Source organism: Hyphomicrobium sp. NDB2Meth4, assembly GCF_900117445.1.
Classification (GTDB): domain Bacteria; phylum Pseudomonadota; class Alphaproteobacteria; order Rhizobiales; family Hyphomicrobiaceae; genus Hyphomicrobium_A.
The window spans coordinates 565,552-590,207 of sequence record NZ_FPEJ01000001.1 but is presented as its reverse complement, the minus strand read 5'-3'; the positions used below and the strand labels follow the sequence as shown (position 1 = coordinate 590,207).

The 24,656-nt window shown below is 63.8% G+C and carries 25 protein-coding genes and 1 tRNA gene; 14 read left to right on the top strand and 12 right to left on the bottom strand.

Going from position 1 to position 24,656, the window contains the following annotated elements; genetic code table 11:
• The first annotated feature begins 1 nt into the window (after position 1).
• Both NDB2M4_RS02740 and NDB2M4_RS02735 read left to right on the top strand, forming a co-directional pair.
• The gene (locus NDB2M4_RS02740; RefSeq protein WP_072369750.1) at positions 2-265 is read left to right on the top strand and encodes a hypothetical protein; all 264 of its coding nucleotides are present in this window, start codon (positions 2-4) and stop codon (positions 263-265) included.
• Positions 266-281: 16 nt separating this feature from the next.
• Positions 282-677, top strand: coding sequence for a F0F1 ATP synthase subunit epsilon (locus NDB2M4_RS02735; RefSeq protein ID WP_072369747.1), 396 nt, complete (start codon positions 282-284; stop codon positions 675-677).
• A 156-nt stretch (positions 678-833) separates the two neighbouring features.
• On the opposite strand, the gene NDB2M4_RS02730 is transcribed toward NDB2M4_RS02735, so the two are convergent.
• The 4 genes from NDB2M4_RS02730 to NDB2M4_RS02715 all read right to left on the bottom strand — a co-directional run bounded on the left by NDB2M4_RS02730 (position 834) and on the right by NDB2M4_RS02715 (position 4,947).
• On the bottom strand, positions 834-1,385 hold the full coding sequence (locus NDB2M4_RS02730) for an RNA pyrophosphohydrolase (protein WP_072369744.1): 552 nt from the start codon (positions 1,383-1,385) through the stop codon (positions 834-836).
• 125 nt (positions 1,386-1,510) lie between these two features.
• Positions 1,511-2,017: an RNA pyrophosphohydrolase gene (locus NDB2M4_RS02725; RefSeq protein ID WP_072369741.1), complete on the bottom strand. Its 507-nt coding sequence runs from the start codon at positions 2,015-2,017 to the stop codon at positions 1,511-1,513.
• Between the two features lie 105 nt (positions 2,018-2,122).
• The gene (locus NDB2M4_RS02720) at positions 2,123-3,511 is read right to left on the bottom strand and encodes a S41 family peptidase (RefSeq protein ID WP_072369738.1); all 1,389 of its coding nucleotides are present in this window, start codon (positions 3,509-3,511) and stop codon (positions 2,123-2,125) included.
• Positions 3,511-4,947, bottom strand: a complete 1,437-nt coding sequence (locus NDB2M4_RS02715) for a murein hydrolase activator EnvC family protein (protein ID WP_072369735.1) — start codon at positions 4,945-4,947, stop codon at positions 3,511-3,513. The genes NDB2M4_RS02720 and NDB2M4_RS02715 overlap by 1 nt, the downstream gene beginning before the upstream one ends.
• 187 nt (positions 4,948-5,134) lie before the next feature.
• Between NDB2M4_RS02715 and NDB2M4_RS02710 the strand changes: the two genes are divergently transcribed.
• The 6 genes from NDB2M4_RS02710 (at position 5,135) to NDB2M4_RS02685 (ending at position 9,606) form a co-directional block, all read left to right on the top strand.
• Entirely contained in the window at positions 5,135-5,329 is a 195-nt protein-coding gene (locus tag NDB2M4_RS02710; protein WP_072369732.1) for a twin transmembrane helix small protein, read from the top strand.
• A 64-nt stretch (positions 5,330-5,393) separates the two neighbouring features.
• Positions 5,394-5,975 (top strand): cob(I)yrinic acid a,c-diamide adenosyltransferase, encoded by a 582-nt coding sequence (locus NDB2M4_RS02705; RefSeq protein WP_072369729.1) that lies wholly within the window; start codon positions 5,394-5,396, stop codon positions 5,973-5,975.
• A 28-nt stretch (positions 5,976-6,003) separates the two neighbouring features.
• Entirely contained in the window at positions 6,004-6,708 is a 705-nt protein-coding gene (locus NDB2M4_RS02700) for a rhomboid family intramembrane serine protease (RefSeq protein ID WP_072369726.1), read from the top strand.
• A 233-nt stretch (positions 6,709-6,941) separates the two neighbouring features.
• On the top strand, positions 6,942-7,694 hold the full coding sequence (locus NDB2M4_RS02695; protein WP_072369723.1) for an electron transfer flavoprotein subunit beta/FixA family protein: 753 nt from the start codon (positions 6,942-6,944) through the stop codon (positions 7,692-7,694).
• Complete coding sequence (locus NDB2M4_RS02690) at positions 7,694-8,635, top strand: electron transfer flavoprotein subunit alpha/FixB family protein (RefSeq protein WP_072369720.1); 942 nt, start codon at positions 7,694-7,696, stop codon at positions 8,633-8,635. The genes NDB2M4_RS02695 and NDB2M4_RS02690 overlap by 1 nt, the downstream gene beginning before the upstream one ends.
• Before the next feature lie 41 nt (positions 8,636-8,676).
• Positions 8,677-9,606, top strand: coding sequence for a 3-hydroxybutyryl-CoA dehydrogenase (locus NDB2M4_RS02685; RefSeq protein WP_072369717.1), 930 nt, complete (start codon positions 8,677-8,679; stop codon positions 9,604-9,606).
• A gap of 137 nt (positions 9,607-9,743) precedes the next feature.
• Here NDB2M4_RS02685 and NDB2M4_RS02680 read toward each other — a convergent pair whose 3' ends face one another.
• Positions 9,744-10,517 (bottom strand): pyrimidine 5'-nucleotidase, encoded by a 774-nt coding sequence (locus tag NDB2M4_RS02680; protein WP_244536027.1) that lies wholly within the window; start codon positions 10,515-10,517, stop codon positions 9,744-9,746.
• Positions 10,514-11,461, bottom strand: coding sequence for an acetylglutamate kinase (argB, locus tag NDB2M4_RS02675; protein WP_072369714.1), 948 nt, complete (start codon positions 11,459-11,461; stop codon positions 10,514-10,516). Before argB ends, NDB2M4_RS02680 begins: the two co-directional genes overlap by 4 nt.
• A 283-nt stretch (positions 11,462-11,744) precedes the next feature.
• Between argB and NDB2M4_RS20575 the strand changes: the two genes are divergently transcribed.
• Entirely contained in the window at positions 11,745-13,682 is a 1,938-nt protein-coding gene (locus NDB2M4_RS20575) for a Clp protease N-terminal domain-containing protein (RefSeq protein ID WP_072369711.1), read from the top strand.
• Positions 13,683-13,708: 26 nt separating this feature from the next.
• Here NDB2M4_RS20575 and yihA read toward each other — a convergent pair whose 3' ends face one another.
• From yihA to rpmH, 4 genes are all read right to left on the bottom strand, one after another.
• Positions 13,709-14,353, bottom strand: a complete 645-nt coding sequence (gene yihA, locus NDB2M4_RS02665) for a ribosome biogenesis GTP-binding protein YihA/YsxC (RefSeq protein ID WP_072369708.1) — start codon at positions 14,351-14,353, stop codon at positions 13,709-13,711.
• Positions 14,354-14,388: 35 nt separating this feature from the next.
• Complete coding sequence (gene yidC, locus NDB2M4_RS02660) at positions 14,389-16,239, bottom strand: membrane protein insertase YidC (protein WP_072369705.1); 1,851 nt, start codon at positions 16,237-16,239, stop codon at positions 14,389-14,391.
• Positions 16,240-16,363: 124 nt separating this feature from the next.
• Positions 16,364-16,738, bottom strand: coding sequence for a ribonuclease P protein component (rnpA, locus tag NDB2M4_RS02655; RefSeq protein WP_072369702.1), 375 nt, complete (start codon positions 16,736-16,738; stop codon positions 16,364-16,366).
• 68 nt (positions 16,739-16,806) lie between these two features.
• Positions 16,807-16,941 carry a 50S ribosomal protein L34 gene (rpmH, locus tag NDB2M4_RS02650; RefSeq protein ID WP_072369699.1) on the bottom strand — a complete coding sequence of 45 codons (135 nt, stop codon included), beginning with the start codon at positions 16,939-16,941 and terminating at the stop codon, positions 16,807-16,809.
• A 252-nt stretch (positions 16,942-17,193) separates the two neighbouring features.
• On the opposite strand from rpmH, the gene NDB2M4_RS02645 reads away from it, so the two are divergent.
• The 3 genes from NDB2M4_RS02645 (at position 17,194) to NDB2M4_RS02635 (ending at position 20,484) form a co-directional block, all read left to right on the top strand.
• Positions 17,194-18,675, top strand: coding sequence for a dihydrolipoyl dehydrogenase family protein (locus NDB2M4_RS02645; protein WP_072369696.1), 1,482 nt, complete (start codon positions 17,194-17,196; stop codon positions 18,673-18,675).
• A gap of 24 nt (positions 18,676-18,699) precedes the next feature.
• Entirely contained in the window at positions 18,700-20,289 is a 1,590-nt protein-coding gene (locus tag NDB2M4_RS02640; protein ID WP_072369693.1) for a sensor histidine kinase, read from the top strand.
• A gap of 118 nt (positions 20,290-20,407) precedes the next feature.
• Positions 20,408-20,484: transfer RNA gene (locus NDB2M4_RS02635), tRNA-Arg, on the top strand.
• A 40-nt stretch (positions 20,485-20,524) separates the two neighbouring features.
• On the opposite strand, the gene NDB2M4_RS02630 is transcribed toward NDB2M4_RS02635, so the two are convergent.
• Positions 20,525-21,451 carry an AraC family transcriptional regulator gene (locus NDB2M4_RS02630; RefSeq protein WP_072369690.1) on the bottom strand — a complete coding sequence of 309 codons (927 nt, stop codon included), beginning with the start codon at positions 21,449-21,451 and terminating at the stop codon, positions 20,525-20,527.
• A 99-nt stretch (positions 21,452-21,550) separates the two neighbouring features.
• Between NDB2M4_RS02630 and NDB2M4_RS02625 the strand changes: the two genes are divergently transcribed.
• The gene (locus tag NDB2M4_RS02625; RefSeq protein WP_072369688.1) at positions 21,551-22,294 is read left to right on the top strand and encodes an SDR family oxidoreductase; all 744 of its coding nucleotides are present in this window, start codon (positions 21,551-21,553) and stop codon (positions 22,292-22,294) included.
• 73 nt (positions 22,295-22,367) lie between these two features.
• Here the strand turns inward: NDB2M4_RS02625 and NDB2M4_RS02620 are convergent, their stop codons facing one another.
• Positions 22,368-23,135 carry a DsbA family protein gene (locus NDB2M4_RS02620; RefSeq protein ID WP_072369685.1) on the bottom strand — a complete coding sequence of 256 codons (768 nt, stop codon included), beginning with the start codon at positions 23,133-23,135 and terminating at the stop codon, positions 22,368-22,370.
• Between the two features lie 547 nt (positions 23,136-23,682).
• On the opposite strand from NDB2M4_RS02620, the gene NDB2M4_RS02615 reads away from it, so the two are divergent.
• Complete coding sequence (locus NDB2M4_RS02615) at positions 23,683-24,651, top strand: HlyD family secretion protein (protein ID WP_083555892.1); 969 nt, start codon at positions 23,683-23,685, stop codon at positions 24,649-24,651.
• Positions 24,652-24,656 lie beyond the last annotated feature (5 nt).

The window sequence follows — 24,656 nt, the reverse complement described above, 5'->3', positions numbered from 1 at the left end:
CATGGCTGTGGACGCACCGGCTGGTGGTGACTTCGGCTCCTGCTGCGAGGAGCTGAAAGATGCGATGAGCGGCGAGGAGTTCGAGCCGCTGATCACCGTCGGCGACGACGGCGTGCTTTACATGTCGGTGGGGCTCATCGATCTCGAAGACGAGGAGCCGGGCATGGTGGACCACCCGCTCTTCTTCTGCCCGTTCTGCGGGACGAAGCTGCAGGACGTGGAAGACGTTCGCAGCAAGACCGGCGACAACGGCCTCGACGACTGACAGGATAGACTAGGTCATGGCAGCGACATTAAATTTCGAGCTGGTGACGCCTGAGCGTCTCGTGTTCTCAGGCGAGGCCAACCAGGTCGTAGTGCCGGGTGCGGAAGGCGACTTCGCGGTTCTTGCGGGGCACTCGCCTTTCATTTCGACGCTGCGCCCGGGCGTGCTCGAAGTGACGCTGCCGCAGGGGAGCCAGCGCCTGCTGGTGAAGAAGGGCGTCGCGGAGGCGGATCCTGACCGCCTCACGATCCTCGCTCAGACGGCTGTGCCGCTGGAAGAGCTGACGGGTGAGCGGCTCGCCAGCGAGCTGAGGGCTGCCGAAGAGCAGCTCGCGGCGGCCAAGGACGATCATGCGCGCATGGTTGCCGAGGGGCTGCTCGACGTGCTCAAGCGCATGCAGCTGAAGAGCTAGTTTTTTTTAGCTGACACAGGCTGAAAGAGGCTTGGTGTGCGGCGGTTGGCATGCGGCGGCCGCGCCGGGCGCCTTTCCTCAGCATGCCGGGCTTAGCTCGGCATGCTGACTGCATTGGCGCGTGCGCGCTCCGACGGCGCCCCGTACCAAATTACTTTATTCGGCGGCTATGCGGGTGGGAGAGCTGCGCGCGAAGCGAGCGAATTCCTGCGCCACTTCCTCGTAGACGGGGCGGCGGAAGTCCATCGCAAGGCGTGAGACCTCGGACAGCGGCACCCATTGCCAGGCTTCGAACTCGCGCTTCATCGAAGGAGACTTGGGCTGGATGTCGATCTCGCTGTCGGTGCCTTCGAAACGCATGGCGTACCAGCGCAGACGATGTCCGGCATACTTGCCCTGCAATGCGACGCCTAGAAGCTCGGAGGGGAGCTCATAGGTGAGCCAGCCGGGGATCTCGCCGATCAGCGAGGCATTGCGCACGCCGGTCTCTTCCCACAGCTCGCGGAATGCAGCTTCGCGTGAAGGCTCACGCGGTTCGATGCCGCCCTGCGGGAGCTGCCAGAAGCTTGCAGCCATGTCTTGCCGCTGGCGCGCCCACCGCGGCGTATGTTGGCCGACCCAAACAAGTCCTTCGGCGTTGAACAGCACAACGCCCACGCATGGACGTAGCGGCAGACCGAGGCTTTCCGATTGAGCGAGTGCGGACATGGGCGGTGGTACCGGCTCCCTGTCAAGGGCATTGATCAACGAATCATGCGACAGTTTAGAATGAAAAATCCAGCCATTCTATGGCGTTATTGGCCCAAATTTGCGCCTGTGTGGCGCCCAAGCCGTCAATTCCCAGCCACAGCAAGGCCTTTAAAGGCTTCGACGACGTGGACGTAGACGTCGCGCTTGAACGGAACGATGAGGCTCGTCACCTCTGAAAGTGGGGCCCATTTCCACTCGCTGAACTCGGGCTTGTGGCCGGCCGGGGGGGCAATGTCGATCTCGCTGTCGTCACCGAGGAAGCGGACGGCGAACCATTTCTGCTCCTGCCCGCGATAGCGCCCGCCCCAAGCCTTACCGATGAGATGGTCCGGAAGGTCGTAGCGAAGCCAGCCGTCGGTCTCGCCGAGGATGCGAACGGTGTGCATGCCGGTTTCCTCGTAGAGCTCGCGCAGGGCGGCGCCGGCAGGATCCTCGCCTGGATCAATGCCACCTTGCGGCATCTGCCACCATTCCCCACGGCCTTCCTCCTCACCGGGCGCATCGGCGCGCCGGCCGATCCAGACGAGACCTTCGGGGTTGATCACGGTGATGCCGACGCAAGGGCGGTAGCCGGGCGTAGGTTTGGTCATGGCAGGGCATCCATGCTGCAAGGGTGGCGGCGCAAAAGAAGATGGGCGCCAGTGGCGCCCATCTAAAGCTTCATCATGACGATCGGGTGCTAGGCGCGTTGACCGTCAGTTCTTCGCCTTTTCCTTGGCGTCGTCCGTTGCCGGAGCCGGCGTCGCCTTGGCCGTGATGGCGTCGGTTGCCGTGCCGCGCAGGAACGAGAGTGCGTACTGAAGCTGGGTGTCCTTCTCGGGCTCCTTGGGAACGTAGGCCGACGAACCCGAGACTTCCTTCACTTCCTTGCCGTCCTCGCTGGCTCCGTTCTCCGGGTTACGGAGATGGCCGCGCAGGCTCGCCTCGCCACGGGAACTATCGGCGGCCGAGGTCTGCTTCTTCTTCAGCTCGTCGGGCAGCTCCTGCTCGATGAGGATGTCAGGATCGATGCCCTTGGCCTGGATCGAGCGGTTGGACGGTGTGTAGTAGCGTGCGGTCGTCAGACGGATGGCGCCGTTGGCACCCAGCGGGATGATCGTCTGCACCGAGCCTTTGCCGAACGAGCGCGTGCCGACGATGGTCGCGCGCTTGTGGTCCTGCAAGGCGCCGGCGACGATCTCGGAAGCCGAGGCGGAGCCGCCGTTGATCAGCACGACGATCTTCTTGCCGTCGGTCAGATCGCCAGGGTGAGCCTGAGCGCGCTGCGTCTCCTCGTTATTGCGGCCCTTGGTCAGCACCACGGCGCCACGATCGAGGAAGTCGTCAGAGACGGCGATCGCCTGGTCGAGCAGACCGCCTGGGTTATTACGCAGGTCGATGATGTAACCCTTGAGGTCCTTGCCGATCGTCTTCTTGGCGTTCTCGATGGCCTTCACAAGGTTGGCGTGCGTCTGCTCGTTGAAGGTGGTGATCTTGATGTAGGCGATGTCTTTCTCGTTGTTCGCCTTCACCGCGTTGATGCGGATGATGTCACGCGTGACCTTCACGTCGAAGGGATCATCGGTGCCCTTGCGCACGATGGTGAGCGTGATGGGGGTGTTGACGGGCCCGCGCATCTTCTCGACCGCCTGCTCGAGCGTCAGGCCGACGATCTGCTCGCCGTCGAGGTGGGTGATGAGGTCGTTAGCCTGGAGGCCTGCCTTGGAAGCGGGCGTGTCGTCGATGGGCGAGACGACTTTGACGATGCCGTTCTCCATCGTCACCTCGATGCCGAGGCCACCGAACTCACCGCGCGTCTGCACCTGCATGTCGCGGTAGTTCTTGGGGCTGAGGTAGGACGAGTGCGGATCCAGCGCCGAGAGCATGCCGTTGATTGCGGATTCGATCAGCATGGTGTCGTCGGGCTTCTCGACGTAGTCGGAACGTACGCGCTCAAGCACATCGCCGAACAGGTCGAGCTGCCGATAGAGTTCGGAGTTCTCGGTGGTCGCTGAATACGTGCGCGTGACGTTCAAAAGCGTCGTGGCGCCGGCAAGGCCGGTCATCAGCAGGAACGTCCAGAATGCAAATTCCGTCTTGCGCATTATCCTTGCACCTTTCGATGACCTGCCACCCACCATGGGTCGGGGTCTACGGGCTTTCCGTCCTTGCGAAACTCAACGTAGAGAACGGGGGCGTTGCTTGTCGTGGGCTGAGACTGTTGAGGCCAACCAGTCATTGTTCCTACCGGCTCGGCGGCTAGAACGAATTGGCCTGGTTGGACATCGATCTGCGAAAGTCCCGCGAGCAGGACATGATAGCCACCGCCCGCGTTGATGATCAAGAGTTGGCCATAGCTACGAAACTCGCCAGCGTAAACGATCCAACCATCGCATGGTGACGTGACTTGGGCACCCTGGCGCGTTTCCAGCACTATACCTTTCGACTGGCCGCCGAACTGAGTTTTCTCGCCATAGCCTAAAACCTGGCGTCCTTGAGCGGGTAGCGGAAGGCGCCCAGTGGCCTGAGAAAAGGCGATTTCTGGCTTTATTCGGCCTGGATTCCCGAGTGTCGCACCTGGGCTCAACACGACGACATCAACACCCTTGGACGTGCCACTGGCGGCGTCGGCGGGTGGCGATTTTTGAACGGGCGGAAGCGCTGTCGGTGCGGGGGGAGCGACCTGCGGCGGCGCAGATGAATTTTGCGTAATGTTCGCTGCGGCGACTTCCTTCTGTCGCGCATCGTAGGCTCCGAGGCCCGTGTTGTCCTTCACCGCCTGGTCGAGCTTGCTGATCAGCTCGTTCAAGTCTTTCACACCGCGCGATATGTCGGCGGCTGCCGAGCGCATGCGCGCCAGCTCGGATTGCCGCTGGTCGAGCGTGACCTTCTTCTCTTCCATCAATCCGGCGAGACGCGTGCGCGCATCGCTCAGACGGGTCATCTCGGTTTTCAGCTCATCGCGCTGCGAGCGGATTTCTCCCATCACGCGCGCGAGTTCGGTGAGGCGCGTCGTCAGAACCTTCGCCTGCTCACCGAGTTCGGGGAACGCTGCGGAGAGGAGCATGGCGCTGCGGACCATCTCGAGCGCATCCTCGCGCTGCGTGAACATAACGGGCGGCGGGTTGCGTCCCATGCGCTGCAGGGCGGCGAGCAGCTTGGAGATTTGGCTGTTGCGCTGGTTGAGCGAGCCTTTGAGGATGCGCTCCTGCTCCTGCAACTCACCCAAGCGTGTCTCGATCATGGTGAGCTGCGCTTCGCTCTTCTGGATGAGGTCGGCGGTTTCGAGCAAACGCGAGTTGATGCGCTGGCGCTCGGCAGCCAATTCATCGACGTCGGTTTCGAGCGACTTGGTGCGCTTCTGTACGTCTTCCAGTTCGCTGCGCTTGGTCTCCAGGCGCCGCTTAGCGTCCTCGGCCTGGTCGGGAGCCTGGGCAAAGGCGGGCGTCAACGGCGGGAGGGCAATGGTCGCAATGCCAACGGGAATGCCGGCGGCGAGGCAGTAAAGCCCGGCAATAGAAATCGATCGAGCCAAGTGCAACGGCCGCTACCTCCCCCCTCTAGGTTCTGGCGAAGAACCACCAGAAGCCTCAATTACGGCAATTATGGCGCGCATGAACTTGCCAATGGCTTGCGCCGCAAGGTCAACGATTCGCTGAATATTCGATACGGTTTGCGGGCGGGGGTGCGAGGGCGTAAGGAATGGCTGGAACGGAGCCTGAACGCCTATGGAAACTGCCTTATATCACCTGACGACCTTGACCGTCGCGGCCGTGGTCGTGGTGCTCATGCTGGGACTTTGGAACCTGTCGCGGGGCTCGAACCCCAACCGCAGTCAGAAGTTGATGCGCTGGCGCGTCGGCTTGCAGGCGGTTGCGATCACGGTCATCGTGCTGTTCGCCATAGTTCATAACTATCATTAAGCATTGCCCTGGCGCTCCCTCCCGGTGCGCCGTGCGGTGTTGAGGCCAACTGGGGTCGCAGCGAATGGTCGTACTCAGCAAGATCTACACGCGTACGGGCGACAAAGGGACCACTGCGCTCGGCAGCGGAGAGCGTGTGCCCAAGCACGCGCTGCGGATTTCGGCTTACGGGACGGTCGATGAGACCAACGCCACCGTCGGCATGGCGCGGGTGCACCTGGGAGCGGGACATCCGGGCCTCGATGCCAAGCTGCTGCGCGTACAAAACGATCTGTTCGATCTCGGCGCTGATCTTTGCGTGCCGGACCGGGGCGAGAAGCTCGAATACGAGCCCTTGCGCATGAGCGACGGGCAGGTGAAGCGGCTCGAGGACGAGATCGACGAGATGAATACCGAGCTGAAGCCGCTGCGGTCGTTCGTGCTGCCCGGCGGGTCGCCGGCGGCGGCGGCGCTGCATGTCGCGCGGACCGTGTCGCGGCGGGCGGAGCGGCTCATGGTGGAGCTCTCGGAAGATCCCAGCGAGCCAGTCAGTGCCGCAGCTCTCAAATATATCAATCGCTTATCGGATTTCCTTTTTGTTGCCAGCCGCTACGTAAATGATCGCGGCCGAAGTGACGTGCTTTGGGTCCCGGGGCAGAACCGGTGACCGGTTTTTCAAGCCTGGCAGGCCCTCCGTGTTCATTCCGCTGCGCGATGACAACTCGCTGAAATCCATCCCCTTTCAATACGTCACCGTTTCGCTGATCGCGGTGAACGTATTGGTTTTCCTGTTAGAGATGAGCGGCATGAGCGAAGCCGCGGTGGCGAGCTTCGGCGTCACGCCGCGAGATTTGTTCGGCACGACTGTAGTGCTGGCGCCGACCTCGTTCGGCGACGGAGAGCACGGGGTCAGCACGGGAGCAACGCTCCTTACCTACATGTTCTTTCACGCAGACCTGTTCCACCTCGTCGGGAACATGCTGTTTCTGTGGGTGTTCGGCGACAACGTAGAAGACGCGATGGGGCATATTCGCTTCCTGATCTTCTATCTGGCGTGCGGTGTGTTCGCGGCGCTGTTCCACTCGTGGATGGTGCCGGACAGCGACCTGCCGCTCATCGGCGCCAGCGGGGCGGTTGCGGGGGTGATCGCCGCCTACCTGATGCTGCATCCGCGCGTCAACGTGTGGGTGCTGGCGTTCAAGGTGATCCCGTTGCGCATTACGGCGGGGCTGGTGCTCGGCCTCTGGATCCTGGTGCAAGTCGTCATGGTTTCGATGCCGGACGTGGGGCCGGTTGCGTGGTGGGCGCACATTGGCGGCCTGATTGCCGGTGCGGTGCTGATCCTATTCATGCGTAGACCGGGCGTTCCGCTGTTCGACCGGGGCGCTCAGCCTGCCTGAAGTTCCCGCGCCTTTGGCATCCTAGCGAGCATAATTGGCCGCGGTATGGGCAAAGTGCGCCCAATTGACTTGCATTCTGCGCCCTCGTAGGTTCTCTTTTCGCAGTTGCGAATAGAGCAAACACAAGGCCTGCGACTGGGGAATTCGCGTGATCGGGCGCTTCGGCGTCGCGCCGCACAAGCGATATCCTCGAAGTCAGTAGACCATCAAAGAACGCTTGGAGAGCCGACGGCATGAAGATCCTGGTGCCGGTCAAAAGGGTCGTTGATTACAACGTTAAGATTCGTGTTAAGCCGGATGGCTCGGGTATCGATCTCGCTAATGTGAAGATGTCGATGAACCCCTTCGACGAGATCGCAGTCGAAGAAGCCGTACGCCTGAAAGAAAAGGGCGTGGCAACCGAGGTCGTCATCGTTTCGATTGGTCCGGCGAAGGCGCAGGAGACGATCCGCACTGCGCTCGCTATCGGCGCCGATCGTGGCATCCTCGTTGAGACGCCAGACGCGCCAGTCGAGCCGCTCGCGGTTGCGAAGATTCTCAAGGGCATCGTCGAGGCGGAGCAGCCGGGCATCGTCATTCTCGGCAAGCAGGCGATCGACGACGACTGCAACCAGACCGGACAGATGCTCTCGGCGCTGCTCGGATGGGCGCAGGGCACGTTCGCTTCCAAGCTCGAGATCGCTGACGGCGCTGCCGTCGTCACGCGCGAGGTCGACGGTGGCCTGGAAACGGTGCGCTTGAAGCTACCGGCCGTGGTGAGCACCGACCTGCGTCTCAACGAGCCGCGCTATCCTTCGCTGCCGAATATCATGAAGGCGAAGAAGAAGCCGCTCGACACCAAGAAGCCGGACGACTTCGGCGTCGACATCAGCCCGCGCCTCAAGGTTCTGAAGATCTCCGAACCGGCGACGCGCAAGGCGGGCGTGAAGGTCGGCAGCGTTGCCGAGCTGGTGCAGAAACTCAAAGCCGAAGCCGGAGTGCTCTGATGGCAATTCTTCTGTTGGCCGAGCACACGAACGGCGAACTTCAGCCGGCGACCGGTAAGGCTGTGGCGGCGGCAAAGCAGATCGGTGGCGACATTCACGTGCTCGTCGCGGGTCACAACGCCAAGCCGGCTGCCGAAGCGGCGGCAAAGATCGCTGGTGTTTCCAAGGTGCTGCTGGCCGATGCGCCGCAGCTGGAGCACGGTCTCGCCGAAGAAACGGCGGCGCTCGTCGGGTCGCTGATGGGCAACTATGACGTGCTGGTGGCGCCGGCGACGACGTCGGGCAAGAACGTGACGCCGCGCGTTGCGGCCGTGCTCGACGTTATGCAGATCTCCGACATCACCAAGGTCGTCTCGCCGGACACGTTCGAGCGGCCGATCTATGCGGGCAATGCCATCCAGACGGTGCAGGCGCCGGAAGGAAAGAAAGTCATCACGGTGCGTATCTCGGCCTTCCCCGACGCGGGCGAGGGCGGATCGGCACCTATCGAAGACGTGACGCCGCCGGGTGCTGTCGGCTTGTCGAGCTTCGAGAAGGCCGAGCTGACGAAGTCGGATCGACCGGAGCTGACTTCGGCGCGGATCATCGTTTCGGGTGGTCGCGGGCTGGCCTCGGGAGAGAACTTCAAGAAGTACATCGAGCCGGTGGCTGATGCGATCGGGGCGGCAGTCGGTGCTTCGCGCGCGGCGGTCGATGCCGGCTTCGTGCCGAACGACATGCAGGTCGGCCAGACCGGCAAGGTCGTGGCGCCGGACCTCTACATGGCGGTCGGCATTTCGGGTGCGATCCAGCATCTCGCCGGCATGAAAGATTCCAAGATCATCGTTGCGATCAACAAGGACGGCGAGGCGCCTATCTTCCAGGTCGCCGACTACGGTCTCGTCGCCGACCTGTTTCAAGCTTTGCCGGAGCTTGAAGCTGAGCTGAAGAAGGCCGGCTAGTAGCGGACAAATCGGGCTTCGGATCAGAAGGACTTGCGGAAATGAACGTGGCGGTCAAATCGGCGGACAAGCCGAAGGGCGAACACAAGACTCCCCAGGTCATCAAGAAGGTCGGCATAATCGGCGCAGGGCAGATGGGCACCGGCATTGCCCACGTCATCGCGCTGTCCGGCTATTCGGTGGCGCTCAATGATCTGAAGAAGGAGCGGGTCGACGAGTCGGTCCGCACCATCGAGAAGTTCATGAACCGCCAGGCGGAGAAGGGCCTCATCGAAGCCGATGATGTCGCGCCGGCGCTGAAGCGCATCGGTTTTGCACCGAATTTCGAATCTTTCGGCGACTGCGACCTCGTCATCGAGGCCGCCACCGAGGAAGAGGGCCTGAAGCGCAAGATCTTCACCGACGTCTGCTCGTATCTGAAGCCTGGTACGCTGCTTGCGACGAACACGTCGTCGATCTCGATCACGCGTCTTGCCTCGACGACGGACCGGCCCGAGCACTTCATCGGCATGCACTTCATGAATCCGGTGCCGCTGATGGAGCTGGTGGAGCTGATCCGCGGCATCGCGACCGACGACGAGACGTTCACGGTCACGAAGTCGTTCGTCGAGAGTCTCCACAAGACGGTGGCGGTGAGCGAGGATTTCCCGGCCTTCATCGTCAATCGCATCCTGCTGCCGATGATCAACGAAGCCGTGTACACGCTCTATGAGGGTGTCGGAACGGTGGAGGCGATCGACAAGGCGATGCGGCTTGGCGCGCACCATCCTATGGGGCCGCTGGAGCTTGCCGACTTCATCGGTCTCGATACGTGTCTGTCGGTGATGCAGGTTCTTTACGAGGGCTTGTCGGATTCGAAGTATCGCCCGTGTCCGCTGCTCGTGAAGTACGTCGAGGCGGGTTGGCTCGGCCGCAAGACGAAGCGCGGCTTTTACGACTATCGCGGCGAGACGCCGGTTCCGACGCGGTAGTTTTTTCTTTTCTGCTACGAGTTTCGAGAGAATTGTCGGGCGTCTAACGTCGCGCGAGCTGATGGCCGGCGCTCGCGCCGGGGCGCCTTGCGCCCTTGCCGCCTGACGGCGGCGAAGCCCTGCAGGGCGTACCGGTCTTAGCGCTTGCGCAGCGCTTCAAGGAATTCGGTGAGGTCGTCGGTTGCGTGGTGGATGTGCTCTGGGAGCGCGCGCCACTTGCGCATCTCGGCTTGCGCGGGGTGGTCCATGTAGTCGGAGCGCACGAGCACGGTCGTCATGCCGAGTGCGTGCGCGGCTTCGAGGTTATGGGGCATATCCTCGAACATTGCCGCTTCGGGTGCCATGACGCCGTGGCGCTGGACCATGCGATTGAAGGCGTCGGGCGATGGCTTGGCAATGAACTCGCACGCGGCGATGTCGCAAATGTCTTCCATCAGGTGGAGAACGCCCAGCTTCTCGGCGACGCGTTCGGCGTGGCGGCGCGAGCCGTTGGTGAAGATGATGCGGCGGCCGGGCAGCGCTTGGAGCGCGCTGGCGAGCTCAGGGCTTTCGCTCAGCGGGGCGAGATCGATGTCGTGCACGTATTCGAGGAAGGCGTGCGGGTCGATCTTGTGCAGCTTGATGAGGCCGGTGAGCGTGGTGCCGTAGTCGTGATAGTAGCGCTTCTGCAGGTAGCGGGCGTGCTCGAACGGAACGTCCAGCAGCTTGGCGATGAACTGCCCCATGCGCTGGTCGACCTCGGCGAAGAGATTGCACTTCGATGGGTACAGCGTGTTGTCGAGGTCGAAAATCCAGACACGGGTTGCGTCGAAGCGGCCCTTCATCGAGGCCGCATCGTCAGTGATCGCTGGCGATTGATCTGTGATGCCGGTGCTACGACCCTCAAACCCATCGGTGCGGGTTGCGCTCATTCGGCGGCTGCCTGGGGCCGGCGGCGTGCGCGGCCGAGCAACGTGCCGACGCCGTGCGAGGTGAACAACTCCAGCAACACGCAGTGCGGGACGCGGCCATCGATGATGACGACGGCTTCGACGCCTGCTTCCACAACCTCGATGCAGCCTTCGATCTTGGGGATCATGCCGCCGGAGATGACGCCATCTTTGATGAGCTGGCGGGCATCCTCGATGGTGAGCTGGGAGATCAGGCTCTTGTTCTTGTCGAGCACGCCTTCGACGTCGGTCAGCAGCAGCAGGCGCTTGGCCTTCATGCGGGCGGCGAGGGCGCTGGCGAAGGTGTCGGCGTTGATGTTCAGCGTTTCGCCGTCGCGGCCGATGCCGACGGGAGCGATGACCGGAATGAGATCGGATTTCGAGATCACGTCGACGATGTGCGGGTTCACCTCGATCGGGTCGCCGACGTAGCCGAGATCAACTGCCTTCATGAGGTTCGATTCGGGGTCGGGCATCTCGGTGATCTTCTTGGCGATCATCAGATTGGCATCCTTGCCGCTGATGCCGACCGCCTTGCCGCCCTGGCGATTGATGGCCGAGACGATGTCTTTGTTGATGAGGCCGGAGAGGACCATCTCGACGACCTCGACCGTGGGCTTGTCGGTGACGCGCAGCCCATTCACGAAGTCGGATTTAATCTCCAGCTTCTTGAGCATGCCGGCGATCTGCGGGCCGCCGCCGTGCACCACGATAGGGTTAACGCCTGACTGCTTCAGGTAGACGATATCCTGGGCGAAGGCGTCGGAGAGCGCCGAGTCACCCATGGCGTGGCCGCCGAACTTTATGACAACGGTCTGCTCGTCGTACTGGATGAGGTGCGGCAGCGCCTCGGCCAGGATGCGGGCCTGAAGGTGCGGAGAGGGGCTTTGGTCGGAGGCACCTTGAGGCGGCGTTGTCGGCTTCATATTCCTGGCCCGAATTTGCTGCTGCCGGATAGCGCCGGCCCGACAATGGAAGTCTACACAACTGGAGGCCTGCACTTATACCGACGCGGCCCGCGTCGCCAAGCCCCAGCATCTTAAGCTCACGCTGATTCCCGCCGTGACTTTGCGCCGCCAGCCTGCAACGAATTTCCCCCGCATTCACCTGCTAGAGAAGATGGGAGAAAAGTGCGCTATTCAACTCAGCGGTGACCGGGATTAAGACCCTCCTTTCCGCATCCTCCCACCATCCAGGGGAAGCTCGTTCATGAACGCCGACGGCTTGAGCCGTATCGCCATGTCGTCCGGACTCGCCGCGTCGCTGTCGCGGGCGACCGAGTACGCGCGCGCGCAAGGGCACGGCGAGGTCACGCTCGAGCACATCCTGCTGGCGCTGTGCGACGACCCGGACGCGGTGCTGGTGCTGGCAGCGAGCAACGTCAATCTGTCGGAACTCACCACTGAGATCGGGCGGCATCTCAGCGCGCTGCCGACGCGGCCACAGGGTCCAGAGCGGGACCTGATGGTGGCGGGGGACTTGAAGCGCATTCTCGAAGCCGCTGCGGCCGCTGCGCGCGGCGGGCGTCGGCGCGAGATCAATGGCGCCATCGTGCTGGCGGCGATCATCGGCGATGGCAAAAGTGCCGCGGCGCATGTGCTGAGTTCGCAGGGGCTGACGTTCGAAGCGGCGATCCGGGCGCTACAGAGCAAGCCAGCCGCCGCTCCAGAGCCACCCACTGCGCCTCCTGCAAGGCCGCTGCCGCAGCCGGACGCCGAGTCCATCCTAGCGAGCGCGCGCGAGCGGGTGCAGTCGCGCACGGGCGGGCGCCCGGCACACCGCGAGGAAGTGCACGAGGAGCCGGAACTCGAATCGCACGAGGCCGGCGAGGATCACTACGAGGGCGAGGAAGGGGAGGGCGAGGACTTCGAGCGGCGCGAGCCACATTTCGAGCCGGAGCCTGTACCTCGCACGGCGCCTCCTGCGGCTGCGCCCCCGATGACGCACAGGCAACCGCCGCCAGCGGCGCCAGTGAACCCGCCGGCGCCACCTGCGATGCGAGAGCCAGCGTTCCAACCGCCGCCTCCCCCTGTCACTCAACCGGTGGAGCCGCGGGCGCGAGAAGGCGCATCTACTCCAGCGTATGAGCCTCAGCACCGCGAGCCGACGCGAGCGCCCTATGGGCAGAACGAATACGCACCTGAGCCCTACGAAGAGCAGGCGAGATACGACCAAGCCAACTACGGCAATCAGGCTGACTACGGGCAGGACGAGAGCTTCGCCGCTCCGGACTACGACGAGGGCGGTTACGCAGAGCGAGAGCAGCGCCATCGCGGCTATGCACCGCCACCTTCTATGCCGGCCTCTCCGCCGTTCCCACCTCCGGTGCCGATGCCGAGCCCGCATGAGGGCTGGGCACCGCCGCCGACACCCGACGTTGGGGCTGAGCGGCCGCCCTATCCCGCCCGCCCGCCGATGCCGCGGGAGGCCTATGCGCCGGCGCCGATGCCGCCCCAAGCCCCGGGCGGGCCGCCGCCGCTGGCTCCATGGCCGGAGCCAGAGCGGCCCGTCGCGGCGCAGTCTTTCCCGGGCGGGGCCTCTCCTCCAGGGTTTCAGGCGAACCGTCAGGCGCCACCGCAGATGCAACGGCCAGGCAGCCGGCATCCCGCGCCGCGCGCCGAGATCGGCCAGCTGGTCGAGAATATTCCGCGCTCGATGCGTGTCGCCGTGCCGGCGATGATCGAAGTCAGGATTGCGCGCGCCGACGTCAAGGCGCTGGCCGAGGGGCTGCAGGGCGGCGGAGCCGCTTACCAGCACGACGTGGCGATTACGAAGGCGATGTCGGTGCGGCTGCGGGCGCCGGACGGTGGATTTTTCATCGAGACGGCGTCACCGGAAACTCAGTGGATCGAGCGCAGCGCGCTGCTGTCCGAGGATGACTTCGCGAGCTGGCGCTGGCATGTGACGCCACGCGATGCGGGACGCAAGCGGCTGCAACTCATCATCTCGGCGCGCACGATGAGTGCCGACGGGATGGTGGCGGAGACGGCGCTGCCCGATCAGGTGATCACGGTGCGCGTGCGCACCAACTATGGACAAGTCGCATCGCGCTGGATCGGCTGGGGTGTCGCGGCTGTGGCGGGCGGCCTGCTCGCCAAGTTCGGCGAAGGGGCATTCGCCATGCTCGGGAAGATGATCTCGGGCTGAGCGCGAAAGATAGCGCTGCCGCGTTGTCAGGCGCGGTCGGCGACGATGCCGGCGATGGTGGCGCGCAGTTCGGTGACGCCGATGTTCTTTTCTGCTGACGTCTCGATCACGACCGGGAATGCGGCGGGGTGCTTGGCGATCTTTCGCTCGGTTGCCTCGCGCACCTTGGCCAAGTCGGTCTCGTTGATCTTGTCGATCTTGGTGAGGGCCACTTGGTAGGTGACGGCGGCGTCATCGAGGATCTCGGCGATCTGCTCGTCGGTCGGCTTGATGCCGTGGCGAGCGTCGATCAGCAGAAATACGCGGGCGAGCGTGGTGCGGCCGCGCAGATAGTCGGTCACCAGAGCGCCCCAGGCGGCGACTTTCTCGACCGGGGCCTTGGCGTAGCCGTACCCCGGCATGTCGACGATGAAGAGCGGATCGCCAGGGCTCTCGAAGTAGTTCAGCTCCTGGGTGCGGCCGGGCGTGTTGGAGGTGCGGCAGAGGCCGTTCTGGCGAACGAGCGCGTTGATGAGGCTCGACTTGCCGACGTTGGAGCGGCCGGCAAAGGCGATCTCGGGCCGGTCGGCAGGCGGAAGGAATTCGAGCGCCGGCACGCTCTTCAAAAGTTGCCAGCGGCGCTCGAAGAGGCGCTCTCCAGCATCGAGCAGCGATTGGTCGAGCTCGGTCATGGCAGCGCCTCTGTGCTCCTATCGAGCGGTTGCGATCAGTCGCTCTTTCGACGTTTCACCAAGTCGGCGCCTTTTCCAGCCAGTCCGGTCAATGATCGGAACTGGCGGGAGATGTTGCCAGCAAGGTGAACCTCGGCTCCATGCTTCTTCATGATGTAGAACTGCTGGCCCAGCGAGAGCGTGTTGCTCCAGGCCCAGTAGATCACGAGACCTGCCGGGAACGAGGCGAGCAGGAAGGTGAAGATAACGGGCATCCAGTTGAAGAGCTGTTGCTGAACCGGGTCGGGCTGCTGAGGATTGAGCTGCATCTGCAGCCACATCGTGATGCCCATGACCAGCGGCCAGACGCCGATGTGCAGGAACTCCGGCACGGCGAACGGCAGAAGGCCGAACAGGTTGAACAGCGACGTCGGATCGGGCGCGGAAAGGTCCTTGATCCAGCCGAAGAACGGCGCGTGCCGCATGTCGATGGTGATGTAGAGCACCTTATAGAGTGCGAAGAACACCGGGATCTGCAGGAGGATCGGCAAGCAGCCTGCGACCGGGTTCACCTTCTCGCGGCGATAGAGGTCCATCAGCTCTTGCTGCTGCTTGACCTTGTCGTCCTTGTAGTGTTCGCGGAGCTGCTCCATCTGCGGCTGCAGCTTCTTCATCTTCGCCATTGCAGCGTACTGCTTGTTGGCGAGCGGGAAGAAGGCGAGGCGGACGAGCACGGTGAGGATGAGAATCGTGACGCCGAAGTTGTGGACGTACGAGTTGATCAGCTCCATCAGCCGGAACAGCGGCTTGGTGAAGAAGAAGAACCAGCCCCAGTCGATCAGCAGGTCGAACTGCTGCACGCCGGCGGCCTGATACTGCTGCAGCAGCTGCATCTGCTTGGCGCCGGCAAAGAGCTGCGAGGACACCTTGCCGGTTTCGCCGGGCGCAACGGTGATCATGTCGCGCATGTAGTCGGCCTGGTACGAGGCCTGCTCGCTGGGCAGCTTAGGCGGCTGAGCCGAGAATGTGGCGCGATACTGGGCGTTCTGCTCGGGGATGACGGTCGAGGCCCAGTACTTCTCGGTGAAGCCGAGCCAGCCGCCGGTTGCCGGCTCGAACGTCTGGGTGCCGTTTTCGACCGAGTTGGAATAGGTGGCCCGCTGTTCGCCCTGGGCGCCGATGACGCCAATCAGACCTTCGTGAAGGATCCAATTGTGCTCGAGCTTGGGCGTGCCGTAGCGGTGCACGCGTGCATAGGGCGCCAGCGAGATGGCGGCGCCCGTCTTGTTCTCGATCTCGTCGACAAGCTTGAACATGTAGTTGTCGTCGACGGAAACGGTACGCTTGAAGATGATGCCCGCGCCGTTGTCCCAGGTGAGGGTGACGGGCGTCGAAGGCGTCAGTGTGCCCGATCCCTGCCAGAGCGTGTCGCGATCAGGGACTTTCAGGTTCGATCCTGCGGCGGGAACCCAGCCGAACTCGGCAAAATAAGGATGCGGCGCGTCGTTGGGCGCCAGAAGAACGACGTTGGGGCTCTTGGGGTCGACCGTCTCGTGATATTTGACGAGCACCAGGTCGTCGAATCGACCGGAGCGCAGCGCGATGGACCCGCGGACAGACGGCGTTTCAATGGCGAGGCGCGGCGAGGTCTTGATGGCGGTGTCGCTCGGAGAAGCCGAAGCCCCGGGGATGCCCATCGACGGGCTCGCCGGCTGGGAAAGCTCTTTACCCGGGACGGCCTTTGCCTCGACTTCCTTCTTCAGAAGCTCTTGCTGGGCCTGCTGGCGCGCCTGCTCCTCTTTCAGCTTCGGGCCGGCGTAGAAGAACTGCCAGCCGAGCAAAACGGCCATCGACAGGGCGACGGCGATCAGGAGATTTCGTTGTTGATCGGGATCTTGCGACTTCATTGGTCCTCAGCGCGCCGTTCTCGTTGCCCGATGGAGCCAACCGCAATCAAGCGATGGGCGGCACCTGCGCTCATCTGGGCGCTAGTGCCAATACTCCGAGAGCATCCGAACGCAAAGTCGGAAGTCATGCATTCTTCGATCCCCGGCGCTTTTGCCCCGGGGGTTGATGAACGCGGGTGAGAGCTAAATCGAGGTCCGCCCGAAGATCGGGAAAGGCGCGGTCTATGGCGCCGGTGCGAGCTATGATCACGTAATCGAAGCCGGGGAGCATCTGATCGGCTCGCAGGGCGGCCGTCAGCGCGCGGAACCGGCGCCGGATGCGGTTGCGCTGAACGGCGCCGCCGACCTTCTTCGACACGGTAAATCCAAAGCGGGCGGGCCCTGGCTCTGGCTCGTCGCGGCGCGCGCGGGCCTCCAAGACGAACGTCGGCGCACTCCAGCGCCGGCCGCCTCGGACCCATAGAAATTCGCTGCGCTTTTTTAGGGTAGCAGGTGCCACTGCGCAGGTTCCCTGTCCGTCCAGGGCTGCGCATGACGGCGGCCGACAGGAGGGTTGGTCCCACCCGTTCAGGCCGACAGGCGCTTGCGGCCCTTGGCGCGCCGGCGATTGATCACGCGGATCCCGCCTTTGGTCAGCATCCGCTTGCGAAAGCCGTGGCGACGCTTGCGGACGAGCCGGCTCGGTTGGTAAGTGCGCTTCACGATACAGCTCCAGTGCCCGTCGCGAAAAGGGCTGCCGACCGAGGCGATCGCCGTCGGCGCGGGCCCTATGCTTCTTAAGGATTGGCGGGCTTATACGGGCTCGCTGGCGTCAAGTCAACGCGGGCTGCGCACCGTTAATCCACGGCCGGAAAGGGCTCTTATGGTGCACGGGGAGCCCAGAAGTGGCAAATGTGGATTTACCGCCTCGCGGAGGGCAATCCGGCCCGCCCGGCGCGGTCAGGGGGGCGATGCATGGAGCAGGAAAAATCGACACCTAAGCCGGCGGAGGCACCGGCTGCTGCGGTCGATATGAGCGACGAGGCGGTCGACGCGGACATCTGCGTCATCGGGGGGGATCCTGCGGGACTTGCTGTCGCAACCGCTGCTGCTGCGTTCGGTCGCAAAGTGGTGCTGATCGAGCAAAAGCAATTGGGCGGTGAGCCGCTCTATTACGGTCCGCTGGCAACGCGCGCTCTGGCTGCGGCGGGGAACCGTGCGCAGAACATGCGTACGGCGACGCCGCTGGGGGTATCCGCCCGCGAGCCGGAAATCGATCTGCGGGCGGTCAACGAGCACGTCCGCAGTGCCGTGTCGGGGCTTGCGCCGAACTTTGCACCGGAGCGGTTCGTCGGGCTCGGCATTCGCGTGCTGCATGGCACCGGCCGCTTCATCAACAAGCGGACTGTCATCGCGGGTGAAAGCCGCATTCGCGCGCGGCGCTTTGTTGTCGCGACAGGCGGGGTGCCGCGGACGCCAGCGATCAAAGGCCTTTCCAGCATTCCGTATCTCACGGTGGAGACGGTATTCTCCACGACCGAGAAGCTTCACGACCTCATCGTCATCGGCGCAGGTGCCAATGCGATCGAGCTAGCGCAGACGTTCGGGCGGCTCGGATCACGCGTCATGGTTCTCGCGGAGGGCAAAGCGCTCGACGAGCAGGACCCGGAGCTGACGAAGTTTCTCATCGAGCAGCTCGGCCAGGAGGGAATTGGCGTCTACGAGAACACAGTGATCGATAGCGTCGACGGCGGCCTCGGACGCGTGCGCGTCAACGTCACGGTGGGAGCTGAGAAGCACGTCGTCGAGGGCAGCCACATCCTGGTGGCGGCCGGCCTTAAGCCCGCGACGGCTGACCTCGGCCTCGAGGCGGCGGGCATCCGGCACGATGAACGCGGGATCAAGGTCAACAGCGGACTGAAGACGACGAACCGGCGCGTGTTCGCAGTGGGGCGGGTGGCAGCTGCACCTGGCCCGACGGCTGCCGACTATCAGTCGAGCGTCGTCATCCAGCGGGCTCTTCTGCACATGCGCGTCAGCATAGATCCGCGTCTCATTCCCCGCGTCGTCTACACCGAGCCGGGCCTCGCCTGGGTCGGGCAGTCCGAAGCGGAGGCGGGCAGTCCGGCAAAGAAAATCGACGTGCTGCGCTGGCCTTTCCGGGAGAATGACCGTGCTGTGGCCGAGGGGGCCGCGGTCGGCCACATCAAGGTGATCACCAGCAAGGAGGGTCGGATCCTCGGCGCGGGTATCGTCGGGACGGACGCGGGTGAGCTGATCTCGATGTGGGCCCTGGCCCTATCGCAGGGGCTCAACATCAAGGCGATGGCGCAATGGGTGCCGGCCTACCCGACGGTCAGCCAGATCAACAAGCAGGTCGCGACCAGCTACTATGCCGGAAAGCCGGGCAATCCCACCTTACGCAAGGTTATCGATTTTCTTGCTAAGTTCGGATGAGGGCCGAAGACCCAGAGGACGCGCGTGCTCCGCGACGACAAGAATGAGGTGGCGCACTTAACTTTCGCCGATCGGTGGAGGCGGTGGCGGATTCCGGGCTGGGCACAAAAGTACCAGCAGAACTGGCGCGACCTCGGTCTGCCGGCCAAGCTGCTGATGCTGACGGCCGTGTTCGTCATGCTGGCCGAAGTGCTCATCTTCCTGCCCTCGATTTCGACCTTCCGCGTCGATTGGCTGAACGAGAGGCTAACTGCAGCACAGTTGGCGACACTCGCGGCGGAAGGGTTTCCAGGCGGCGACGTGCCGTCGGGCCTTCGCGCGGAGATGCTGCGCACCGCGCAAGTAAAGGCGATCGCATCGCGGCGGCAGGGCGTGCGCCGGCTGGTGCTGCCGGTCGATCCGCAGATGACGATCGATGCGCACTATGATCTGCGGCAGAAGCCGGAGAGCTGGCTGGAAGGCGTCGGGCTGAAGCTGGAACAGATCGGCGATGCCATCGCGGTGTTCTTCGCGCGTGATGGGCGCACGATCCGCGTACTGGGCAGCATCGGCGATGATCCAGACGACCTCGTCGAGATCGTGATGCCCGAAGCTCCGCTGAAGGCAGCGTTGAGGTCGTACGCACTCAACATCCTCGGAGTATCGATCGTCATATCGCTGGCGACGGCGGCGCTCGTCTATTTCGCGCTGAGCCGTCTGCTGGTGCGCCCAATGATGCGCATTACGCACGCAATGGTGCATTTCAGCGAAGATCCGGAGGATGCTTCGCGCATCATCGTCCCCACAGGGCGGCGCGATGAGATCGGCACGGCGGAGCGCGAGCTGAGCGAGATGCAGCGGCAGCTTACCGGCGCGCTGTTGCAGAAGACACGGCTGGCGCAGCTCGGCCTCGCGGTGAGCAAGATCAATCACGATCTGCGCGGCATGCTGGCCAATGCGCAGCTCCTTTCCGACCGCCTGACGGTGATTCCCGATCCGACGGTGCAACGGTTCGCGCCCAAGCTGATTGCTTCGCTCGATCGCGCCATCAACTTCTGCAACGACACGCTGCGGTTCGGGCGCGCGGAGGAGGCGCAGCCACGGCGGGAGCTGATGCTGCTGAAGCCGCTGGCAGAGGAAGTGGGCGAGGCGCTGGGGTTGCCGCGCGAGGGCAGCATCGATTTCGTCCTCGGCATGGACGACACGCTGCGCATCGACGCCGATCGCGATCACCTGTTCCGCATCCTGTCGAACTTCGTGCGCAATGCCATCGAGGCGATCGAAGGGGCGCCGCCGGAGCCGATCGGGGTCATCGAGGTCAAGGCCTGGCGTGATGGGCGGCGGGTGCTGGTCGAGGTGCGCGACAATGGTCCCGGGGTGCCTAAGAAGGCGCGCGATCATATGTTCGAGGCGTTCATCGGCTCGCAGCGCAAGGGCGGGACGGGGCTGGGGCTCGCCATCGCGGCCGAGATCATCGGGGTGCATGGCGGCCAGGTGCGACTGCTCGACACGGCGAAGGGCGCGGCGTTCCAGTTCGAAATTCCCGATCGCGGCGTGCATGCGAGCGCCGATGGGGCCGCGGCCGGGGCCCAATCCACAGTCCGTTCGGGGGAAGGCTCGTCCGGGGCGGCATAAGAGGCCCCCAAGGCTCTTGCGCGGTGGCGGCTGAACGATTAGTAGTTGCGGCCTTCGGCGTCGGTTCACCGGCTGCCGGACGTTTCAGGCCTCTGCGTGGCCATCAAGATCGCAGAATGCGCCCGTAGCTCAGCTGGATAGAGCACCAGACTACGAATCTGGGGGTCAGAGGTTCGAATCCTTTCGGGCGCGCCAGTTTTCCATCTTCGACATTTTGGAGCAGTGTTGGTCGTGGCTAGCGGCCGGCCGGGATTGCGTACGGCTCGAGGTTGCGGGCAAAGCGGCCGGGGGGTTGGCCGACGTGGCGGGCGAAGGCCGTGCTGAAGGTGCTCGCCGAACCATAGCCGACGCGCTCGGCGACCTCGGCGATGTCGATCTCCTTTCGCCGTAGCAGGTCCTTCGCCAGCGCCATGCGCCAGGCGAGAAGGTATTCCATCGGCGGAATGCCAACGTTGCGCGTGAAGCGATCGAAGAACGCCGAGCGGGACAGCCCAGCCTCCTTTGCAAGCTGCGCCATTGTCCAGCCGCGTGCGGGGTTTGCGTGCATCTGGCGAATAGCTTCGGCCAGCCGCTCATCGCCAAGGCCGCGGAGAAGCCCGGCGGGCGCATCGGGTGCCTGCGTCAGCCGCAGGGACTCGACGAGCAGAATCTCTACGAGACGGCTGAGGACCAGATCGCGCCCCGGTTGCCGGCCCGCGGATTCGTCGGTGAGGAGTTTGACGAGCGTTGATAGCCGCTCGATGCCTCGCACGTGCACTTGTTTGGGCAGCATCGAGACAAGCAGCCCTGAATCCTCGCCCTGGAAGATGAAATAGCCGCCGAGGAGACGCACGCTTGGTGGCTCATCATCGTTGCCGTGGTGGACGTCTGACGAAGCGGAGGCGGCGGCGCGCTTGGCGTCGATCAGGTTCGGGGTGACGGGGTCGAAGCCGGAAATTGTGAAGCCCGGGGTCGTCGGCAGGAGCACGAAGTCGCCGGCTTCGAGCGCGAGAGGCGGTTGTCCGTCGACGGCGAAGCGGCAGGAGCCTTCGACGACGACACAGAAACTCGGATGGCCGAAATCGGAGTAGCGGACGCCCCATCTGCCCGAGCCGCTGATGCCCTTGGTGAACACAGCTTCGGGTCGCAGCAGCGCGATGACTTCGGAGAGGGGGTCGACCATTTCTGGACGATAACAAATCAAATACGGACTTTCAATCGTAGATAGTCCTGCCGCGGGAGGGCATCCTTGAGCCATCGAGACCCCTCAAGGAGAAATCTCATGAAGACCGCACTGATCACCGGCTGCTCGTCAGGCTACGGGCTCGAGACCGCTCGCTATTTCCTCGACCAAGGCTGGAAGGTGATCGCGACGATGCGGACGCCGCGCGAGGGTGTCCTGCCAGCTTCGCCCGCGTTGCGGCTGCTGGCACTGGATGTGACGAGCGAGGCGAGTATCGCGGCGGCGATCGAGGCTGCCGGTCCGATCGATGTGCTGGTCAACAATGCGGGCATCGGGGTCGTCGGAGCGTTCGAGGCGACGCCGATGGCGCACATCCGCCGGGTGTTCGAGACGAACACGTTCGGCGTGATGGCGATGACGCAGGCGGTCATTCCGCAGTTTCGTGCGCGGCGCTCAGGCGTGATCGTCAACGTGACGTCGAGCGTGACGCTGGCGCCCATGCCGCTGGCGGCAGCCTACACTGCGAGTAAGCAGGCGATCGAAGGCTTCACGGGCTCGCTGGCGCACGAGCTTGCACACTTCAATGTCCGGGCGAAGCTGGTCGAGCCGGGGTACGCGCCGACAACGAACTTCGCGCACAATACGCAGGTGCGGATCGAGGATCTGATCCCGGAAGCGTATGCGGATTTCGCGGGGCCGATCTTTGCGGCGTTCGCGCAGCCGGCACTGGTCACAAAGGAGACGGATGTCGCCGAAGCGGTTTGGCTGGCCGCGAACGATGCTTCCAGCCGGCTTCGCTTTGCTGCCGGCGCCGATGCCGTAGCGCTGGCCCGCGCCGCGTGATCGCCCCTGTGTCAGCCGTGGGCTATGGCGCTGCGGCTGACACAGGTGGACGGCTCTGGCCGGCTTGCCGCCGTCAGCAGACGTCGCAGCCGGACTTGCGGATCTGGCCGACGGCCTCGCCGAGCTGGGCTTCGAGGTCTTCGGGTGCGCCGGAGATGCCGTTGTGGCCGATGACGAACAGCGGCGTGATGTTGGCGTTGAGGCTGTCGGCGAGGTTCTTGGTGCGCTTCAGTTCGTCGGCAATGCTGGCTGACTGGGCGTCCTTCTTCAGCTTGGCGATGTCGAGCCCGAGCTTTTCGGCGATCTCCAGCGCGCGCGCTTCTGTCGCCTTACCCTTCAGCGCAAGGAGGGCATCGTTCAGCGGCTCGAACTTGCCCTGCTGGTGGGCGGCGAGAGCAAGGCGGGCAACGGCTTCGGAGTCTGGGCCGAAGCTCGCCACATCCTTCATCACCAACGTGACGTCCGGGTTGGCCTTGAGAAAGGCGCGGACCTTGGGGTACGACGCGCGGCAATACTGGCAGTTGTAGTCGTAGAACTCGACGATCTTCACCTTCGCGTCCTGGGCGCCGATCTGAGGCGAGCCGGATGCGTAGAGTTCATTCTTGTAGCCGCGCAGGATTCTCTTGGTGTTCTCGACCTGCTCGTCCTGCTCCAGTTTCAGCAGGGCTTCGCGGAGCACCTCGGGGTGCTGCATGATGTAGTCGCGGATCATGGCGTCAAAGCCAGCGCGATCCTTGGGCAGCGCATTGCCCGATGAGTCTTCGGCCCGCAAGGTGCCTGCCGCGAGGGTGGCAGCGAGAGTGGCAATGGCGATGATATTCAGCGGCTTGAAGGTGGGCATCGATCCTCGGGGGGCTGGCGGACGGGGGGCTGTGCGCGAGACACCAGCCCAACCTTAAGGTGCGCTTAAGTCTCTGGTCGCGTGGCGAAGGCTAGAGGGCATCGCCGCGCGGCTGTTGCAGCTTTCGCCGGTTTGTTCGATGGGGGAGATTGTGTTGCGCGTCTGAGAGATGAAGTCGATCCGATCATCGGCCGACAGTATCGTTGAGGGACCCGTCGAGCGCTACGCGCAAACGTGTCCATAACGGTGGCAGCTTTCATGGTAAGCTTCCTACCGGATCAATCGCAGCCTGTGGCCCTCGCTTTGCGCCAAAGCTGCGCTGCCGGCCATACGGCGCAAGCATCGGGGCAGGGTTCGGTTGTGTCTCCTCTGCTTGAGCGAAATCAAACTTATGCGTTAGGGATGCGTGCATCGTGCAGTGCAATAAACCCCCTTGCGGATCTGCACGGACATGCTGAACCTCCTGTTGCGCCAACCGATACAGTGGAAAGCCTTGATGCCCGGCCAGCAGACCCAGACTGCGTCCTCGTCTCGGCCCACAGCGAAGATGATCGTTCTTGTCGCGCTCGCGGCAATCGTCGTGGCCATGGGCGGCTATCTGGCGTGGCGCAAATTCTCGACGCCCGCCCTTCCGGCGGGGATCGCGAAGGCTAACGGGCGCATCGAGGCGGAGCGGGTGGACGTCGCGACGAAGCTCGCGGGGCGCCTCAAAGAGGTGCTGGTCAAAGAGGGCGATAGCGTCAAGAAGGGGCAGACGCTGGCGGTGATGGACACAGCCGAGCTCGAGGCACAGATGAACGACGCCAAGGCGGAGGCGCGGCAGGCGGAGCGGCAGCTCGACCAGGCCATCGCGCTCTTGGCTCAGCGCAACAGCGAGCTGACGCTGGCGAAACAGGAACTGGAGCGGTCACAGAAGCTCGCGCAGAAGGGCTATACGCCGAACGAAGTCGTCGAGCAGCGGACGTCGGCGAAGATTTCGGCGGATGCTGCCGTCAACAGTGCGCACGCGCAGATAGACGTCGCCAAGGCGGCTATCGAGTCGGCGACGGCGCGGGTGGCCCGCATCCAGACGTATCTCGATGACAGCATCCTGACCGCGCCGCGTTCGGGGCGTGTGCAATATAGGCTGGCGCTGCCGGGCGAGGTGTTGGCGGCCGGCGGCAAGGTGCTGACGCTGCTGGACGTGACGGACGTTTATATGACGGTGTTCCTGCCAACGAGCGAAGCAGGGCGGCTGGCCATCGGGGCGGAAGCGCGCATCATCTTCGACGCCGCGCCTCAGTATGTCGTGCCTGGCTACATCTCGTTCGTGGCGACGGAAGCGCAGTTCACGCCCAAGTACGTCGAGACGCAGAGCGAGCGCGAGAAACTGATGTTCCGCGTGAAGGTTCAGCTGCCAGCCGACGTTCTGGAAAAGTACAGCGCCCTGGTGAAGACGGGCGTGCCGGGTGTTGCCTATATTCGCCTGTCGCCCAGCGTGCAGTGGCCCGACAACCTGACCGTAGCGCTCCCTTGAAGCTG

What these genes read in the sequence shown, in the direction of transcription:
- NDB2M4_RS02705 (WP_072369729.1), top strand. Translation starts at nt 5,394, where the DNA reads ATGGTCGTACTCAGCAAGATCTACACGCGTACGGGCGACAAAGGGACC.
- NDB2M4_RS02630 (WP_072369690.1), bottom strand. Translation starts at nt 21,451, where the DNA reads ATGGTCGACCCCCTCTCCGAAGTCATCGCGCTGCTGCGACCCGAAGCT.
- NDB2M4_RS02710 (WP_072369732.1), top strand. Translation starts at nt 5,135, where the DNA reads ATGGAAACTGCCTTATATCACCTGACGACCTTGACCGTCGCGGCCGTG.
- NDB2M4_RS02725 (WP_072369741.1), bottom strand. Translation starts at nt 2,017, where the DNA reads ATGACCAAACCTACGCCCGGCTACCGCCCTTGCGTCGGCATCACCGTG.
- NDB2M4_RS02740 (WP_072369750.1), top strand. Translation starts at nt 2, where the DNA reads ATGGCTGTGGACGCACCGGCTGGTGGTGACTTCGGCTCCTGCTGCGAG.
- NDB2M4_RS02735 (WP_072369747.1), top strand. Translation starts at nt 282, where the DNA reads ATGGCAGCGACATTAAATTTCGAGCTGGTGACGCCTGAGCGTCTCGTG.
- NDB2M4_RS02730 (WP_072369744.1), bottom strand. Translation starts at nt 1,385, where the DNA reads ATGTCCGCACTCGCTCAATCGGAAAGCCTCGGTCTGCCGCTACGTCCA.
- NDB2M4_RS20575 (WP_072369711.1), top strand. Translation starts at nt 11,745, where the DNA reads ATGAACGCCGACGGCTTGAGCCGTATCGCCATGTCGTCCGGACTCGCC.
- NDB2M4_RS02695 (WP_072369723.1), top strand. Translation starts at nt 6,942, where the DNA reads ATGAAGATCCTGGTGCCGGTCAAAAGGGTCGTTGATTACAACGTTAAG.
- yidC (WP_072369705.1), bottom strand. Translation starts at nt 16,239, where the DNA reads ATGAAGTCGCAAGATCCCGATCAACAACGAAATCTCCTGATCGCCGTC.
- NDB2M4_RS02680 (WP_244536027.1), bottom strand. Translation starts at nt 10,517, where the DNA reads ATGAGCGCAACCCGCACCGATGGGTTTGAGGGTCGTAGCACCGGCATC.
- NDB2M4_RS02620 (WP_072369685.1), bottom strand. Translation starts at nt 23,135, where the DNA reads ATGCCCACCTTCAAGCCGCTGAATATCATCGCCATTGCCACTCTCGCT.
- NDB2M4_RS02690 (WP_072369720.1), top strand. Translation starts at nt 7,694, where the DNA reads ATGGCAATTCTTCTGTTGGCCGAGCACACGAACGGCGAACTTCAGCCG.
- NDB2M4_RS02645 (WP_072369696.1), top strand. Translation starts at nt 17,194, where the DNA reads ATGGAGCAGGAAAAATCGACACCTAAGCCGGCGGAGGCACCGGCTGCT.
- yihA (WP_072369708.1), bottom strand. Translation starts at nt 14,353, where the DNA reads ATGACCGAGCTCGACCAATCGCTGCTCGATGCTGGAGAGCGCCTCTTC.
- NDB2M4_RS02720 (WP_072369738.1), bottom strand. Translation starts at nt 3,511, where the DNA reads ATGCGCAAGACGGAATTTGCATTCTGGACGTTCCTGCTGATGACCGGC.
- argB (WP_072369714.1), bottom strand. Translation starts at nt 11,461, where the DNA reads ATGAAGCCGACAACGCCGCCTCAAGGTGCCTCCGACCAAAGCCCCTCT.
- NDB2M4_RS02625 (WP_072369688.1), top strand. Translation starts at nt 21,551, where the DNA reads ATGAAGACCGCACTGATCACCGGCTGCTCGTCAGGCTACGGGCTCGAG.
- NDB2M4_RS02615 (WP_083555892.1), top strand. Translation starts at nt 23,683, where the DNA reads ATGATCGTTCTTGTCGCGCTCGCGGCAATCGTCGTGGCCATGGGCGGC.
- NDB2M4_RS02685 (WP_072369717.1), top strand. Translation starts at nt 8,677, where the DNA reads ATGAACGTGGCGGTCAAATCGGCGGACAAGCCGAAGGGCGAACACAAG.